10 protein-coding genes are annotated in these 14,478 nt (G+C 52.6%); 5 read left to right on the forward strand and 5 right to left on the reverse strand.

Features of this window, described 5'->3' with window-relative positions; translation table 11 throughout:
- Nucleotides 1-24 precede the first annotated feature (24 nt).
- The 4 genes from NGM66_RS07710 to NGM66_RS07725 form a co-directional block, all read right to left on the reverse strand.
- Nucleotides 25-1,194 (reverse strand): AI-2E family transporter, encoded by a 1,170-nt coding sequence (locus NGM66_RS07710; protein WP_208907541.1) that lies wholly within the window; start codon nt 1,192-1,194, stop codon nt 25-27.
- A gap of 132 nt (nt 1,195-1,326) precedes the next feature.
- A complete protein-coding gene (gene cobT / locus NGM66_RS07715) occupies nt 1,327-2,361 on the reverse strand; it encodes a nicotinate-nucleotide--dimethylbenzimidazole phosphoribosyltransferase (RefSeq protein WP_208907540.1) in 1,035 nt (344 codons plus the stop codon).
- A 237-nt stretch (nt 2,362-2,598) separates the two neighbouring features.
- Nucleotides 2,599-3,240, reverse strand: coding sequence for a hypothetical protein (locus tag NGM66_RS07720; protein WP_208907539.1), 642 nt, complete (start codon nt 3,238-3,240; stop codon nt 2,599-2,601).
- A 20-nt stretch (nt 3,241-3,260) separates the two neighbouring features.
- Entirely contained in the window at nt 3,261-4,613 is a 1,353-nt protein-coding gene (locus NGM66_RS07725) for a GH25 family lysozyme (RefSeq protein WP_208907538.1), read from the reverse strand.
- Nucleotides 4,614-5,121: 508 nt separating this feature from the next.
- Between NGM66_RS07725 and purH the strand changes: the two genes are divergently transcribed.
- Nucleotides 5,122-6,651, forward strand: coding sequence for a bifunctional phosphoribosylaminoimidazolecarboxamide formyltransferase/IMP cyclohydrolase (gene purH, locus NGM66_RS07730; protein ID WP_208907537.1), 1,530 nt, complete (start codon nt 5,122-5,124; stop codon nt 6,649-6,651).
- 75 nt (nt 6,652-6,726) lie between these two features.
- Here the strand turns inward: purH and NGM66_RS07735 are convergent, their stop codons facing one another.
- Entirely contained in the window at nt 6,727-7,461 is a 735-nt protein-coding gene (locus NGM66_RS07735) for an SDR family NAD(P)-dependent oxidoreductase (RefSeq protein ID WP_208907536.1), read from the reverse strand.
- A gap of 219 nt (nt 7,462-7,680) precedes the next feature.
- Here NGM66_RS07735 and NGM66_RS07740 point away from each other — a divergent pair, with 219 nt between their 5' ends.
- The 4 genes from NGM66_RS07740 to NGM66_RS07755 all read left to right on the forward strand — a co-directional run bounded on the left by NGM66_RS07740 (nt 7,681) and on the right by NGM66_RS07755 (nt 13,516).
- Complete coding sequence (locus NGM66_RS07740; protein WP_208907535.1) at nt 7,681-8,727, forward strand: glycosyltransferase family 2 protein; 1,047 nt, start codon at nt 7,681-7,683, stop codon at nt 8,725-8,727.
- Entirely contained in the window at nt 8,724-10,790 is a 2,067-nt protein-coding gene (locus NGM66_RS07745) for a glycosyltransferase-like membrane protein (protein WP_208907534.1), read from the forward strand. The genes NGM66_RS07740 and NGM66_RS07745 overlap by 4 nt, the downstream gene beginning before the upstream one ends.
- Nucleotides 10,791-11,492: 702 nt before the next feature.
- The gene (locus NGM66_RS07750; protein WP_208907533.1) at nt 11,493-12,353 is read left to right on the forward strand and encodes a DUF3737 family protein; all 861 of its coding nucleotides are present in this window, start codon (nt 11,493-11,495) and stop codon (nt 12,351-12,353) included.
- Nucleotides 12,350-13,516 (forward strand): MalY/PatB family protein, encoded by a 1,167-nt coding sequence (locus NGM66_RS07755; protein WP_208907532.1) that lies wholly within the window; start codon nt 12,350-12,352, stop codon nt 13,514-13,516. The genes NGM66_RS07750 and NGM66_RS07755 overlap by 4 nt, the downstream gene beginning before the upstream one ends.
- The last annotated feature ends 962 nt before the right edge of the window (nt 13,517-14,478 follow it).

Genomic DNA, 14,478 nt, shown 5'->3' on the forward strand with positions numbered 1-14,478 from the left:
ATGAAATTATCGCTTAATCAAACGTTAAGGTTCCAACTCGTCTGGCGGCAAGACGTCCGGATAGAGCGCCGAATACTCCTGGTACCACTGGAATGCGGTGGTGGCCAAGACCTTGAGCACGGCAAAGCCCGGTACCCCGAAAATGACGCCGACTAAGCCGAACATTTTGCCCCCGGCCAGCAGAACGAAGACGATGGTGATGGGGTGCATCGCCAGGCTATTGCCCATGATCAACGGCGACAGGACCTGTGTTTCCAAGACCCATTCGATCAGGTACACGATGACCACGCCCAGTAGCATCGAGGGACTGGTGACGACACCGATGATGAGCGCCGGAACCAACGCGATGGCCGACCCGAAGTACGGAATCAAGTTCAGTGGCCCCGCCAGCAGCCCAATCAGTAACGCGTATCGCAGGCCGATGATCGAGTAGCCGGTGGTGAAAATGATCAGCACGCACAGCGCCACGGTCAGTTGTCCTCGCACATAAGAGCTGACCTTCACATTCATCTGGTCAAGCATCGTTACGAAGCGGCTCCGGTACGCCGTGGGCACGACCTGACTGATGTAATGTGGGAACCGCGAACCGTCCTTTAGCATAAAGAACAGAACCAGCGGCGCCGTGATAATGGTAATGATCCAGTCGCTGACGGTCGTGACCACGTTGCCCAACGAGCTCAGCGTCCCGGTCAGCAGATTCAGTCCTCGTTTGGAGAAGTACGTCGAGACCCGCTGGTTGATGTCGGCGAGATTGCTGTTGGACAACCAGTGGTGCTCCTGATTCAGGTGATTGATGTTGTGGAGCATGTCGTTGGCAAACTGCGGTAGCGCGCCGATGATGCCGCTGGTCTGCTTGGTGAGAAACGGAATCAGATTGAGAAAAATGGCGACGATGATACCCACCGTCAGGATCATGGCCACCGCAATCGCTAGTCCCGTGCGCAGGTGCAAGCGCCGTTCCATGAAATGGACGAACGGGTCAAGCACGTAGAAGAGAATCCCCGCCACCACGATGGCTGGCATGGTGATACCGATGAATTTCCACACCGGCGTTAGGATCCAAGCGTTTTGCATCAATTCATTCAAGACCAACAACAAGAGAAAAATGTTTAACAGTAAAATTGTAATATGATTATTTAAAAAGCGTTGATAGAACCAGGAAAATCCCGACTCTGGTTGACGGAGATTTTTCAAAAGCAACCCCTCCCGTTAATTTCCATAGCTCTAGTTTAAGGCTCAGGACCGTTGGTGGCTAGAACTTATTTTAAAAAAATCGTTATCAGAAATTAAGGGGGGCAGCCAGGACTGGCTTTTGGGGTGACCATTCTACGGTTGATAGCCAAACTGCATATCCTGCTGTGTATTCATCCGCGTCAACACGCTTTGAATCGCATCGATCAATGGGAGTACCAGCAGCGCCCCCGTCCCTTCACCAACCGCTAAGTCGAGCTGCAATAGCGGGTTCAGGTTCAAATGTTTGAGAGCGATGTCGGTTCCATTTTCTTTTGACGCGTGCGCCAGCAAGACATACTGCGAAATGTCGGGAACCAACAGTTCAGCTAAAGATAAAGCCGCATAGGCAATGAACCCGTCTAAGATCACCGGCACGCCCTGCTCAGCTGCGCCAATCATCGCCCCTACCTTCGCACCAATCTCATAGCCGCCAACTGTCCGCAAAATATCCAGCGAATCATCGGCATCCGGTTGCCACCGTTGCAGCGCTTGCGTAACCACGTCGATCTTATGTTGGAAACGCTGGTCAGAGATATTGGACCCATGCCCCACGATTTGTGCCGCTGAGAGATGGTAGCGCGCCGCTAAAATGGCTGCGGCTGAAGTTGTGTTGCCAATCCCCAATTCGCCCAATAATAGTAACCGATTTCCCTGTGCAATGGCCTGTTGGGCAACGTCATGGCCAATGGCAACGGCTTGCTGTGCCTCTGCCAAGGTCATTGCCGGCTCCTGGAGTAGGTCACGCGTCCCATACCGAATTTTTCGTTGAACGATTCGGCAATCCGTCAGCTCGGCTGCGACCCCGACATCAATCACCTGCAGATCACAGTGAACACTGGCTGCGATGGCCGCGGCCGCCGTATGTCCTTGTAGCATATTAACGGCTTGGATTGCCGTGACTTTTTGCGGTGTTGCCGACACACCTTCTTTCGCGACGCCGTGATCAGCCGCAAAGATCAAACAGCAGCGTTGCGCGACTGCCAACTGCGGCTGGTGTTGAATGCCGGCAATGGTTACCGCCAATTCTTCCAATCGCCCTAAACCAGCAATGGGCTTAGCCAAGTGATCAAGTTGTTGCTGGACCGCCAGTCGGTCGGCTTGTGAAACAGGTTTGACTACGTAGGTCATGACAGATATCCTCCTTTTAGGAAAACGCTTCCAATATGCTTAGTTTAGCTTAACATAATCCACTTGTTCAATTTAACACAATTAGTTGACCACGCATTTTCTCGCCTCGTTCTCAATAAGACCGTGCCTAAGTCCTCTGTAAACAAAAAGTAGCTAGCAAGTGAGAACTCGTCTCACTCACTAACTACTCAACAGATGATTTCAATCGGTTTGAATCTAAACAACCTATTGGCGTGTTTAATCCTTAGCGTTCTGGGCAACCTTGACCGTGGCATCGGCCGCCGTCCCGCTGACCTTGTAGACCTGCTTGCCATCTTGCCAGGTCACGGAGTTGGTCTCGTTGTCTTCATTTTGGCTGTAGACCGTGATAGCGCCGGTGTCGGCCTTCTTCGGTAGGCTGGCCTTGTCCAGTTGCTGATTGACCTGCTTGGCAAATTGCTTGGGTGTCCCCGTGGCATCGGCGTTACTGGTGACCGCGGTCACGGACCAGTCTCCCTTGTTCCAATGAACGTAGGTGTGGCCCATGGTACCCTGCACGACGGCCTTGGTGTCGCTGTTCAGCTTGACCGTGGCCCCGTCAGCCTGTCCCACGTAATCGACCTGTTGCTTGGCCGTGCTGGTCGCACCGTACGTGGTCTTCTGGTAGGTCGCGGACTGGTCGTCAGTCGCCTTGTAATTGACCTGATAATTTTGCCGCGTTCCGCTGGCGCTCTTGGCTTTTAGTTTGGTGCCAGCGGCCGTTGCGGTGGTTGGCGCCGTGGTTTGGCCCACCGAACTGACGTCGTTCGCCGCGTGAATTTGTAGCGCTGTGCCCGACCCCAACGCCAAAACGGCCAAGGCCGCCGTGACGGTCGTGATGATTTTCGTTTTCCGTTGCATAATTATTCAACTTCCTTCTATTATTTCTGCACGTAGCTTTGAAGCGCTGTGACGTAACGCCCGTTGCTCAAGACGAAGTACCGTGACCCAGTTGACCGCTTCTTAACGCCCGTGACGGTCAGCTTGGTGCCCTTCTTAACGGCCTGTTTTCGGCTACTCTTCGCAAATGAAGACTTGGCGTATTCGTAGACTTTCTTCTTAGTCGTAATCGTCTTGCTAGATCCCAATGATTCATAGTACGCGTGATTTGAATATTTGGAATTGGCGGACAAGTATCCCAGCTTGGTCTTGATACGGTACGACTTGCCACTTGGGGCCTTGACAATCTTACCAGCCACCGTATCGCCAGCCACGTAGTAACCGCCCGTCTTCTTCGTGAGGCTCGAATCTGAATAAAGATTCAACTTATGATTCAACGTGAAGGAGCCGTGTTGGCCGACCCAATAGCCGGTCGCGTCTTCCGACAGCACCCACTGGTTCAAACCGCTCAGGTACAGGGCCTGCTTGGACTTGCCCGAGGTGACGCTCTTCACCTTGCTGATCTTATAAAATTGCTGCCGGTCGCTGGCCGCAATTGCCGTACCATCCGCATCCTTGGTTGCCCCTTTATGTAGGTAGATGTGTTGGCCCTTCTTATAGCTGCTGTAAGCGTAGGTCGTGTGCGTTAGCGCGGTCGTCGTGGCGTCCGTCCACCAAGAAACGGGATGGACTGAGGTTATAGCCTTGCTGTTATCCGTATATTCACCCAGCGCCGACAAATAGTTGTGGTCCGTGTACTGCCACAGCGCGTGGGTAATCGTCGGTGTTGATGAATAGTTGGCGATCCATTGCGCATCGAAGTTTTGCCGGGCGGTGTTGGCATAGCTGGTGGCAAATGATTGGTAAGAATAGAACACCAATTTCTTATTCGTCAGCGCACTCATTTCATCATACCAGGCCTTGACCGCGGCGTTGGTCGTCCCCGACGTGACGTCGTTTTCTTCAAAATCTAACACGTAAAACTTGGCATTCTTATTCGACCGATTGTAGAAATCCTTGGCCTCTTGTTTGGCGCTCGCCGCACTGGTGAACCGGGCGTAATCGTACTCCCCGAACGGAATCCCATACTTGACGTACAACGCCGTGTTGTTGGTGGCGTACAGGTCTTTATAAGATGATCCATATTGCCGCCGGTTAATGACGAACGACACCTGACTTTTCAAATTAGCGACCTGACTGGCCGTCAACTTGCCCTGCCACTCAGAGATATCCGGAATGGCCAAGGTGCTCGCGTGGGCCACGGTCTGGCCGCCACCCCAGGCAATTCCGATAAGGGCACTGGCGGCCACGACCGTTCTGGTCAGGCGCTTGGCCCATTGTTGTTTACTCGACATATGTTTGGCACTTCCTATTCAAGTTGATTGTGTACAGCTCCTAAAGCCCCGCGTATTCGCATCCCCTGCACGCGAGACTCGCCTCTTGTGGACCACCACCTCATTTCATCTTTAACCATAGCGAACTTAAATGTGCATTCCATAACAGGAGGATTGCAGTTCCGTTACCAGATTTTACAATTATATTTATTATAAGAACGCTGTTAAATCAACGATAGTCGTAACAATCTGATTGACTTACGGTTAGTAACTTGAACCGTTATCGCCGCGCTAAGTCGTTGCTTGTACGAAGTTGGGCAAGACTGAAGCGGGTAGCCACGGGAACCCGGACCGGTTACGTGGATTAGTCATTATTGTTCGTTTATAATTCATTTTATATTCATTTACGTGTCAATTCATTATAACTAGTTTGTAAATATACGAATATTTATATTTTGTTCCCGTTGATTGTTCAGACGAAATCACGTATGATAGGGGTACTTTAAAAAACTACCTAGGAGGCCTCCTCATGCGCCGTGCTTTGTTAAGTGTTTCCGATAAGACGGGACTCGTTGAATTTGCCCAAATGTTACTTGCCCAAGACTTTGAAATTGTCTCCACCGGTGGGACCCAAGCGGCCTTGGCTGCGGCTGGTATGGCCGTCACGCCAATTGAAGAGGTGACGCATTTCCCAGAAATGTTGGACGGCCGGGTCAAGACGCTCAATCCGCTGGTATTCGGCGGCATCTTGGCGCGCCGTGATAACCCAGAACACCAACAGACCTTGGTGGACCACGCCATTACACCCATCGACCTGGTCTGCGTGAACCTCTACCCCTTTGCTGAAACGATTGCACAACCCGATGTGACCTTAGCGGCGGCCGTTGAGCAAATCGATATCGGCGGGCCTTCTTTGATTCGGGCAGCGGCCAAAAACTACCGGGACGTGCTGGTCGTTTGCGACCCCGCCGACTATGATCAGGTGGGCCACGCTCTGGCTGAACATACGGATGATCTCCGGTTCCGCAAGCATTTGGCAGCCAAGGTCTTTCACCACACGGCCCACTATGATGCCGTCATCGCGACCTACCTGACCGACGACGCCAAGCCCGACACATTGACGCTCACTTACAAACGCAAACAAGCCCTGCGTTACGGCGAAAACCCGCAACAAACGGCGACCTTCTATCAAGACTACCGGCCCGCACCGTTCTCCATTGCGGCGGCCCAACAACTACACGGCAAGCCGCTTTCCTTTAACAACATCAAGGATGCGGATGCCGCGCTGGGACTGATTCGCGAATTTGACGACCCAACCGTCGTTGCTCTAAAACACATGAATCCCTGCGGCATCGGCTCCGCGGCAGATCTCTCAACCGCTTGGGATAAGTGCTATGCCGCCGATAACATTTCCATCTTTGGGGGTATCATCGTCTTGAATCGTCCAGTTGATTTGGCCACAGCGACTAAGATGCACAAGCTCTTCTTAGAGATCATCATCGCCCCCGCCTTTGACGACGACGCTTATGACGTGCTGGCCAAGAAGAAAAATCTTCGCCTCCTGACGGTCGATTTCAGTACGGCCAAGGACCCGGAAGCCGACGAACTGGTCAGTGTCCGTGGCGGTCTATTGCGCCAGGAACGCGACAATGTGATCGACGACCCCGCTAGCTTCCAAGTGGTCAGTCACGCCCAGCCTAGCGCTGACCAACTGGCGGCCATCGGCTTTGGCTTGAAGGCCATCAAGTTCGTTAAGAGTAACGCGATTCTGATCAACACTGCGGACCAAACGCTTGGGGTGGGCCCGGGGCAAATGAACCGGATCGACGCTGTCAAGATTGCGGTCGGCAAAGCAGAGACCAAGCCCAACTACGCGCAGGGCGTCCTGGTCTCCGACGCCTTCTTCCCCATGGATGATTGCGTCGCCTACGCAGCCGAACACGGCATCACGGCCATCGCCGAACCAGGCGGGAGCATTCGTGACAAGGATTCCATCGCCATGGCTGACAAGCTCGGCGTCGCGTTGATTTTCACGGGCAACCGTCACTTCCGCCACTAATCGTTGGTACACAAAAAGGGTTGTGCAAGAACCATAACGTCTTGCACGACCCTTTTCATATCACTAATTAAAGCATTACTGCGCTGACATCCCGCCATCGACCACGAACTCGGAACCGGTTGCGTAACTGGCATCATCCGACGCCACGAACAAGACCAGCTTCGAGACTTCTTCTGGCTTGGCAATGCGCCGTAGCGGAATGGCCTTGGCGAATTGCTTAACGGCCTCTTCCGTCCCCGGTTGCGAGATCATTGGCGTTTCAATTACACCTGGGTGAACCGAGTTGACTCGCACGCCAGATGGGGCCAGTTCTAAGGCAGCGGCCTTGGTCATCCCCCGCACGGCAAACTTGGTGTCGGTGTACCCCACGGCGCCACCGACGAGGCCGTTCAGTGATGAAATGTTCACGATTGATCCGGCATGTTGGGCGACCATCTCTTTGGCAACGGTCTTGACCCCCAGGAAGGTGCCGAGCTGGTTGATCTTAAAGATCTTTATGTAGTCATCTTCGCTAATATCCTGGAGTCTCTTGGCAAACGTAATCCCCGCGTTGTTGACCAAGATGTCGATGCGGCCGAACTTGGCCTTGGTTTGGTCCACGACGGTTTGCCAGTCGGCTGCACTGGTCACATCATGTTTGATGAAAATAGCGGCGTCACCGAGATCCGCTGCCAACTGCTTGCCTTCAGCCTCTTTGACGTCGGTAATGACGACTTTTGCGCCCTCACTAACGAACAGCTTGGCGTGAGCGGCTCCCATGCCTTGTGCGGCACCCGTGATGATTGCGACTTTACCATCTAATTTACCCATAATATTAAACGCCTCCATATTTTGTGATATCGCTTACAATAAGTATTATACCGGTTTTACTTATCATCCGCTAATTAACTGCCTACCCACAAAAGTTAATCGCCCTTAAAAATGCCTAAATTCTAGGCGTTTCATTCTTCATAATCCCTAGAAAGCTTTATGATGATAGCTGAGTGTAGGGGGATTCACCACTTAGCTTTTTGGGGGAGACGAATAATCATGAAATTCACGCACACACCACGGTTGACCATTGTGGTCCCGTGCAACAACGAAGCACCCGTTTTACCAACGACGGCGCCGGTTCTGGCGAATCTAATGACGCAATTAATGCACAACGGCGCCATCGCCACGGACAGCAAAATTTTATTTGTTGACGACGGCAGTCAGGACCAGACCTGGGCACTGATTACCAAATACACGCAAGAGGACCGCATCTTCACGGGCCTTAAATTCAGTCGCAACTACGGCCAGGAAGCCGCATTGATGGGCGGCATGCAGACGGCCAGTACCCATTCTGATATGATCATTACCATCGACGCCGACCTGCAAGACGACCCCAACCTGATTCCGGACATGGTGGCCAAGGCCCACGCCGGTTGTGACGTGGTCTATGGCGTCCGCAATGACCGCTCGACCGATTCCTGGTTCAAGCGTACGTCCGCCGAGGGCTTCTACTGGGTCATGGGCAAGCTCGGCGTCGATCTGATTCCCAATCACTCGGACTTTCGCCTGTTGACTCAACCCGTGTTGGCGGCGTTGATGGCCTGCCAAGAACGCAAACCTTTTATTCGGGGCATCATCCCACAACTGGGATTTCCATCGACCAAGCTGTATTACAAACGCCAACCGCGTCAGGCCGGCGTTTCCAAGTATCCCTTGCGTAAAATGATGCGGTTTGCGCTGGACGGGATTCTGTCATTTTCCATTGCACCAATTCGCGCGGTCCTGTATGCTGGACTGGTCATCTGTACGGGGGCGTTGGTCATGTTACTGTGGATCTTAGTCCAACACCTGCGGGGCACCGTGGTCACGGGCTGGAGTTCCATCATGGCCTCGCTGTGGTTCCTCGGCGGCTTTCAACTGATTGCCATCAGCATCATCGGCGAATACGTCGGCCGGACCTTTACCGAGGTCAAGCACCGGCCACGCTTCATCGTGCAGACGGACACCTACACACCTAGTTTTGCTCAGCAGCAGGTCCAAAATGCCGGTGCTGTTACACTTTACCGCACGCATCATGCGCTTAAATCAGGAGGCCATTCATGAAAATTCGACACATCATTACCGTCACGTTAGGCGGCATCATCAGCTTAGGGTTACTACTGACCTTTGGGTTAGCGCTGTGGCCAGTGACGATTCGTGTCGATCATGACTGGCTGAAGCCTTTGGCATTACTGCTGGCCAGCGCCCTGTATCTTGGCGGCGTCGGCCTGTTATTTCGCTTTTTACATCGTATCAAGCCCCTCACCAGCCGCTGGTTGAGCTGGGGGCTGTGGGGACTTTTCCTACTGATCCAGGTGTGGGTCGCGACCGCTTGGGTGGCGGCCCCCCGCGCCGACTTGTACTTCGTTCACCAGCAGGCGTTAAATCTGCTCAACGGCAGTCATCACTGGAACGCCTACTTTTATACCTATCCGAATAACGTTAATTTTACTTTGCTACTCAGTGGCATCCTGCAGTTAGGACGTTGGCTGGTAGGCAGCGACTCCGGTGTTTGGCTCAACGTCGTCCAATTTGCCTGGCTGGACCTAGGGTTATTGGCCATTTGGCACCAACTACGGCGCCACAATCCAGCACGCGCCAATCTGTTCATGGTGCTCATCATGACGGCAGTCCCGTTCTACGCCTACGCGCTCAACACCTATAGCGATACGTACGTGTTGCCCCTGGCGTTGCTGGCCATCGCGGCCTTCCGCCACCTCCAACGCGCCGCGACTTGGGAACAAATTACCCTCCGCAGCATCGTGCTCAGCATCCTGTTGGTGGCAGCTTACCTGATCAAGGCCAACTTCATCGTCTTATTGATTGCGGCCGTCATCACGCTGTGGATTCGGCCTAACCAGTCGCCCCACCCCGGCTTCACGCGTAGCCTCTTGACGTTGGTTTTATTGGCAACGCTCGTCGTGGGCGGTGGGGTCGCCCGGAAAGCGGCGCAGTCAAATGGCTATACGACGGACCCTAACCAGGCCCTGCCCGCCATGAGCTGGGTCGCCATGAGCTGGAATCCCGCGACCTATGGGCAATATCACCTGGACAACGTTGCCCAGATTCGTGAACAGCCGACGAAGGCAGCGAAACAAGCCGCAGCCAAAAACGACCTGACGACCTACCTGCACACGATGGGTCCCAGCGGCATTGCCAAGCACCTGTTCCGAAAGGCGCGGCTATTTTTGGCCAACGGGACCTTTGACAGTTTCCAAATCAATCACGCCTACGACCGGGCGCCCAACTGGTACCGGCAACACCGCGCCACCAGCGATTGGTTCCTCGCCATTTGGTGTCAGCTGAGCTATCTGGCCTTGCTCCTGGTTAACCTGGGGTGGGGAGTCCAACAGATCCGCCGCCATCACTTAAAGTCGGCTTATCTGCTGGGCGGCCTGTTTTTCATTGGGCTGACCTGCTTTCACGTCATCTTCTGGGAAACGGAAGAACGCTACGCCCTGCCCATTTTCTTTCTATTGATTGCGGGCACAGCCGCCGGTTACCGCCAACCACTGAACATTCTGCGCTACTCGGAACGTTCCAGTTGGCTGCCCATCGGCATGGCCGTCGCCTTTACCGGAATCCTTGGACTGGCGGCCTGGCAAAACACCAATCTGATGGTCCACTCCAACAGCGAACCCGTTAGCGTGGTCAGTCAAAATGAAGGCCACTACTATCAAGATCACCGGCTGCATCTCGCCACCGGCCACAACTTGACCCAACCGTTCACAGCACCATTGCCTTTTGACCAGGTCACGGTTGGTGAGGGCACCCGCATCACCGGCCAGCTCACCCTCACCAACGCTCAGGGGAAAACGGTCTGGCAATCACGTGGACGGACCACGCAACTGGCACGCACGATTCCGCTCCAACCCGCCGGCACGTATCACCTGACCGTGACTAACCGCGGAAAACGTTCCGTGGCCCTCCAGACGGCGCCGGCCACCTACCCGCTGTTGCCGCAAGCCATCCAACAGCATCCCCACCAATACCTGAGCTTCGAGATCACCCAGCGCAGTATCGCGCCGGTCCTGTCTAACGGCAAGTTCTGGCTCTTGTTCGGGGCCATGTGGCTCAGTGGCTTACTGGTCATCGACCGTTTCTACTGGTACCGGCGGCGAATTTAGTTTTTTAACTGAGTCTAAAAGACTGATTAAACCATTAAATTCCGACCAGTTAGCATTCTAACCATTAAATTAGTGAAACCAGAATGCCTCCGCCAGCCAGCAGTTCCGCCTGCTCTGGGGAACACCTCCAGCCTGAGGAGCGGTCTTCCGGTTCGCTTGAAAGTCTGGCAAAAACCGCCAGTCTCTCAAGTCGTCCCGCCCAGTAACCTGGCAAAAAACGCCAGCTAACTGGGCCGACACAGCTGGCTGCACTACTGGCTGACTCCGGCGGGAGGGTACTTTTCAATGACTGTGTGTTAACCCCAAGCCAATGAAAAAAGACCGGCACTACGGGCTAAACTAGTTGTCGATTCGTTATCACCTTGTAGCCGGAGTCCGCCAAATATGGGTTCAGCCGTGGGAGTTGCCTTAGCGGCGCGGGTCATGCCGGTTAGGCAACTGGCGTCTTTGAGACGCGACCTTCGGCTCAAAGGCTCGACCCGTCCGCCCACCGCGTTCCGACCCATATTTGGCGGACGGGAGGCGGACAGCTCGTACCACGTAGCAACACACAACAATGTTTTTAGTCAAATTCCAGCCTTACCCCTCAGTTTTTAACAAAATCGCTTGCCTTCAGGTCACTCGAAGGGTCTAGAATAATCACTATAGGGCCTGACGCCCTGAATTCTATTCCCTCATCGGTCCAAAAGGAGACATTATATCGTGACACAAGAAATTAACCAACAAACCTTAACTGGCGAACGGGCCCTCTTTCAGGGGCACGACTTACACATTACCAACAGTACCTTCGTTGACGGGGAATCCCCGTTGAAGCACAGCCAAAACGTGGCCATTGACCACACCATTTTCAAGTGGAAATACCCGCTGTGGTACACGCACCACGCCACGCTGAATCACACCACCTGGCAACCGGACGCTCACGCTGGCGTTTGGTACACCGATGACATGACGATGACCCACAGTCTGATTCGTGCGACCAAGACGTTCCGCCACGCCAGTCACCTCAAACTCGACGACGTGACCTTTGCCAATGCCGGCGAAACGCTGTGGTGGTGCCAGGACGTGCAACTCGACAACGTTACCGCGACCGGCGATTACTTTGGCATGAACAGTGAAAACGTCGTTGCCAACAATTTAAAGATCTCGGGCAACTACGCCTTTGACGGCAGTAAGAACGTTGAAGTCCATAACTCCACGTTCATCACCCACGATGCCTTTTGGAATTGCGACAACGTGACCATCTACGACTCCACCATCATTGGTGAATACCTGGCTTGGAACACCAAGAACATTACCTTCGTCAACTGTTGGTTGGAAAGTGATCAAGGCCTGTGTTACGTCGATCACCTGACCATGAAGAACTGTTCGTTGATCAACACCGACCTGTCCTTTGAATACTGTACGGACATCGATGCCACCATCAACACGGCCATCGACAGCGTGAAGAACCCCGTCAACGGCAAGATCACTGCGCCAGCCATCGGTCAGATTATTTTCGACGACCCGGCCATCGACGCGAAACGAACAACGATCACCACGACCAAGGAGGCCCTACAACAATGAGTTATGACTTTTCAGAAATGATTGACCGCCGTCACACCAACTCCGTGAAGTGGGACGTGAAAGATAACGAGCTACCGATGTGGGTGGCTGACATGGATTTCCGCACGGCTCCCGCTATCGTGGACGCCATCAAACGTAAGGCCGACACCGGCATCTTTGGCTATGAAGAAGTGCCGAACGCCTACTTTGAGGCCGTCCAACACTGGTACGCGACCGAACACAACTGGGCGCCCAACACCGACTGGATGCGTTTTGTCACCGGCGTCGTACCGGCAATTTCTTCCGCGGTCCGGCGTGTCAGTCACGTTGGCGACAACGTCTTGGTCCAAGCGCCCGTCTACAATATTTTCTATAATTCCATCGTGAATAACGGCCGGCACGTCTTGAGCAACGACTTACAGTTTGCGGACGGTAACTACCACGTGGACTGGGACGACTTGGCTGCCAAATTGGCCAACCCGCTGACCACCATGATGATTCTCTGCAACCCGCACAACCCAGTGGGCAAGGTTTGGCAACCCGCTGAACTCAGTCGTCTGGCGGACCTAGCTACGGCCAATCACGTGACGGTCTTCTCCGACGAAATCCACGGTGACATCACCGACGCCGGTCACGGCTACACGCCCTTCGCCTCAGTCAGTGACACCGCGGCCAACAACAGCATCACCGCCGTGTCGCCCAGCAAGACCTTTAACGTGGCCGCACTGCACGCCGCAACGCTGATCATCCCCAATGAAAATCTGCGCAACAGCGTCGACCGGGGCATCAACAGTGAAGAGCTGGCGGAGCCCAACGCCTTCGCTATTCCTGGCAGCATTGCCGCTTACACGCAGGGTGCCGATTGGGTCCACGAGCTCAACGCCACCATCACGGCCAATAAACAAACGCTGACGACTTTCATCCAGCAAAACTTGCCGGACCTCCACGTAATCACTGGTCACGCCACCTATTTGGTATGGATCGACTGCCGTGCCGTGACCGCTGACACCCAGGCTCTCTGTGACTTTATCCGTGAACAGACTGGCCTCTTCATCACGGCCGGGGCAGTTTACGGCGGCGACGGTCACGACTTCGTCCGCATCAACGTGGCCTGCCCAACCGAACGCCTGCAGGACGGGTTAGACCGCTTGGTTCAAGGAATTCACGCCTTTCAAACGAAATAATGACACGACTGACTGTTAGCTAACGGCTCTTTGTCAACTGTTGTTGGTAGTCAATTATGATTTGCGCCTAGCCGCACCTGTGGCCAGGCGCTTTCTTGTGCATTTAACATTTAACATAAGATGTGTCCGTGATCTGATGTTAACGAGGCATTTAAACCTGTTTTAAAACCTTGGGTTTGTCATTCATACCTTCAAGTGGACCGTTTGAGTAGTCATATTTAAGGGGTGATTCATCATATTTTGAAGCGAGAATTTCACGATATTTGTAATAAAGCCCAGTAACAACTCTTGAAAAAGCTTAACAGAATTTGTGAAATTTTAAATAAGTCAATCCAACCATATGCACTTGTATCCTTTTTCTGCATAAACCATAATTACAATCTCACCATGACGTGTATTTTAATTTTTAAAATTAGATCCACAGTCAAAACGGTAAATTCCGTTATTGTACTTACAATTTGGCCATTAAATAATTAGAAAAAAATCGAAACGATATATCTATTTAATGACCACAATTCCAACATTAGTTCTTGTTGTGATAGTCAATAGACAACATATCATCAAACAGCTATTATGTGAAAATAAGAAAAACTCATTGTTTTATTGTGACTTTTATGTGAATAATATCTGTAATAGCAATGTAACAACGTCCTAAATCTGGAGTGATACATTATGGTCAAAGAAATACATAGTCGATTCAGGGATGGACATACACCTATTATAAAAATAAGAAATCTAGACATCGTATCCGCAAAATTAAAGTCCAACATGTTAACAAGATGGTATATCTAAGACGACAATAAGTCGATAGGAGATTGACATATGAGGCTGACTACAGTAAGAAAACTGACACTGATTGCATTACTTCTTAACATATCTTCTATAACCTGAATTATTCACCAGAAACTCCAAAATCCCCATCAAACACATGATTCAAGTGCTTGATGGGAATTTTACGTTTT

Source organism: Levilactobacillus yiduensis, assembly GCF_024718525.1.
GTDB lineage: Bacteria > Bacillota > Bacilli > Lactobacillales > Lactobacillaceae > Levilactobacillus > Levilactobacillus yiduensis.

What these genes read in the sequence shown, in the direction of transcription:
- NGM66_RS07740 (WP_208907535.1), top strand. Translation starts at nt 7,681, where the DNA reads ATGAAATTCACGCACACACCACGGTTGACCATTGTGGTCCCGTGCAAC.
- NGM66_RS07755 (WP_208907532.1), top strand. Translation starts at nt 12,350, where the DNA reads ATGAGTTATGACTTTTCAGAAATGATTGACCGCCGTCACACCAACTCC.
- NGM66_RS07720 (WP_208907539.1), bottom strand. Translation starts at nt 3,240, where the DNA reads ATGCAACGGAAAACGAAAATCATCACGACCGTCACGGCGGCCTTGGCC.
- NGM66_RS07745 (WP_208907534.1), top strand. Translation starts at nt 8,724, where the DNA reads ATGAAAATTCGACACATCATTACCGTCACGTTAGGCGGCATCATCAGC.
- purH (WP_208907537.1), top strand. Translation starts at nt 5,122, where the DNA reads ATGCGCCGTGCTTTGTTAAGTGTTTCCGATAAGACGGGACTCGTTGAA.
- cobT (WP_208907540.1), bottom strand. Translation starts at nt 2,361, where the DNA reads ATGACCTACGTAGTCAAACCTGTTTCACAAGCCGACCGACTGGCGGTC.
- NGM66_RS07725 (WP_208907538.1), bottom strand. Translation starts at nt 4,613, where the DNA reads ATGTCGAGTAAACAACAATGGGCCAAGCGCCTGACCAGAACGGTCGTG.
- NGM66_RS07735 (WP_208907536.1), bottom strand. Translation starts at nt 7,461, where the DNA reads ATGGGTAAATTAGATGGTAAAGTCGCAATCATCACGGGTGCCGCACAA.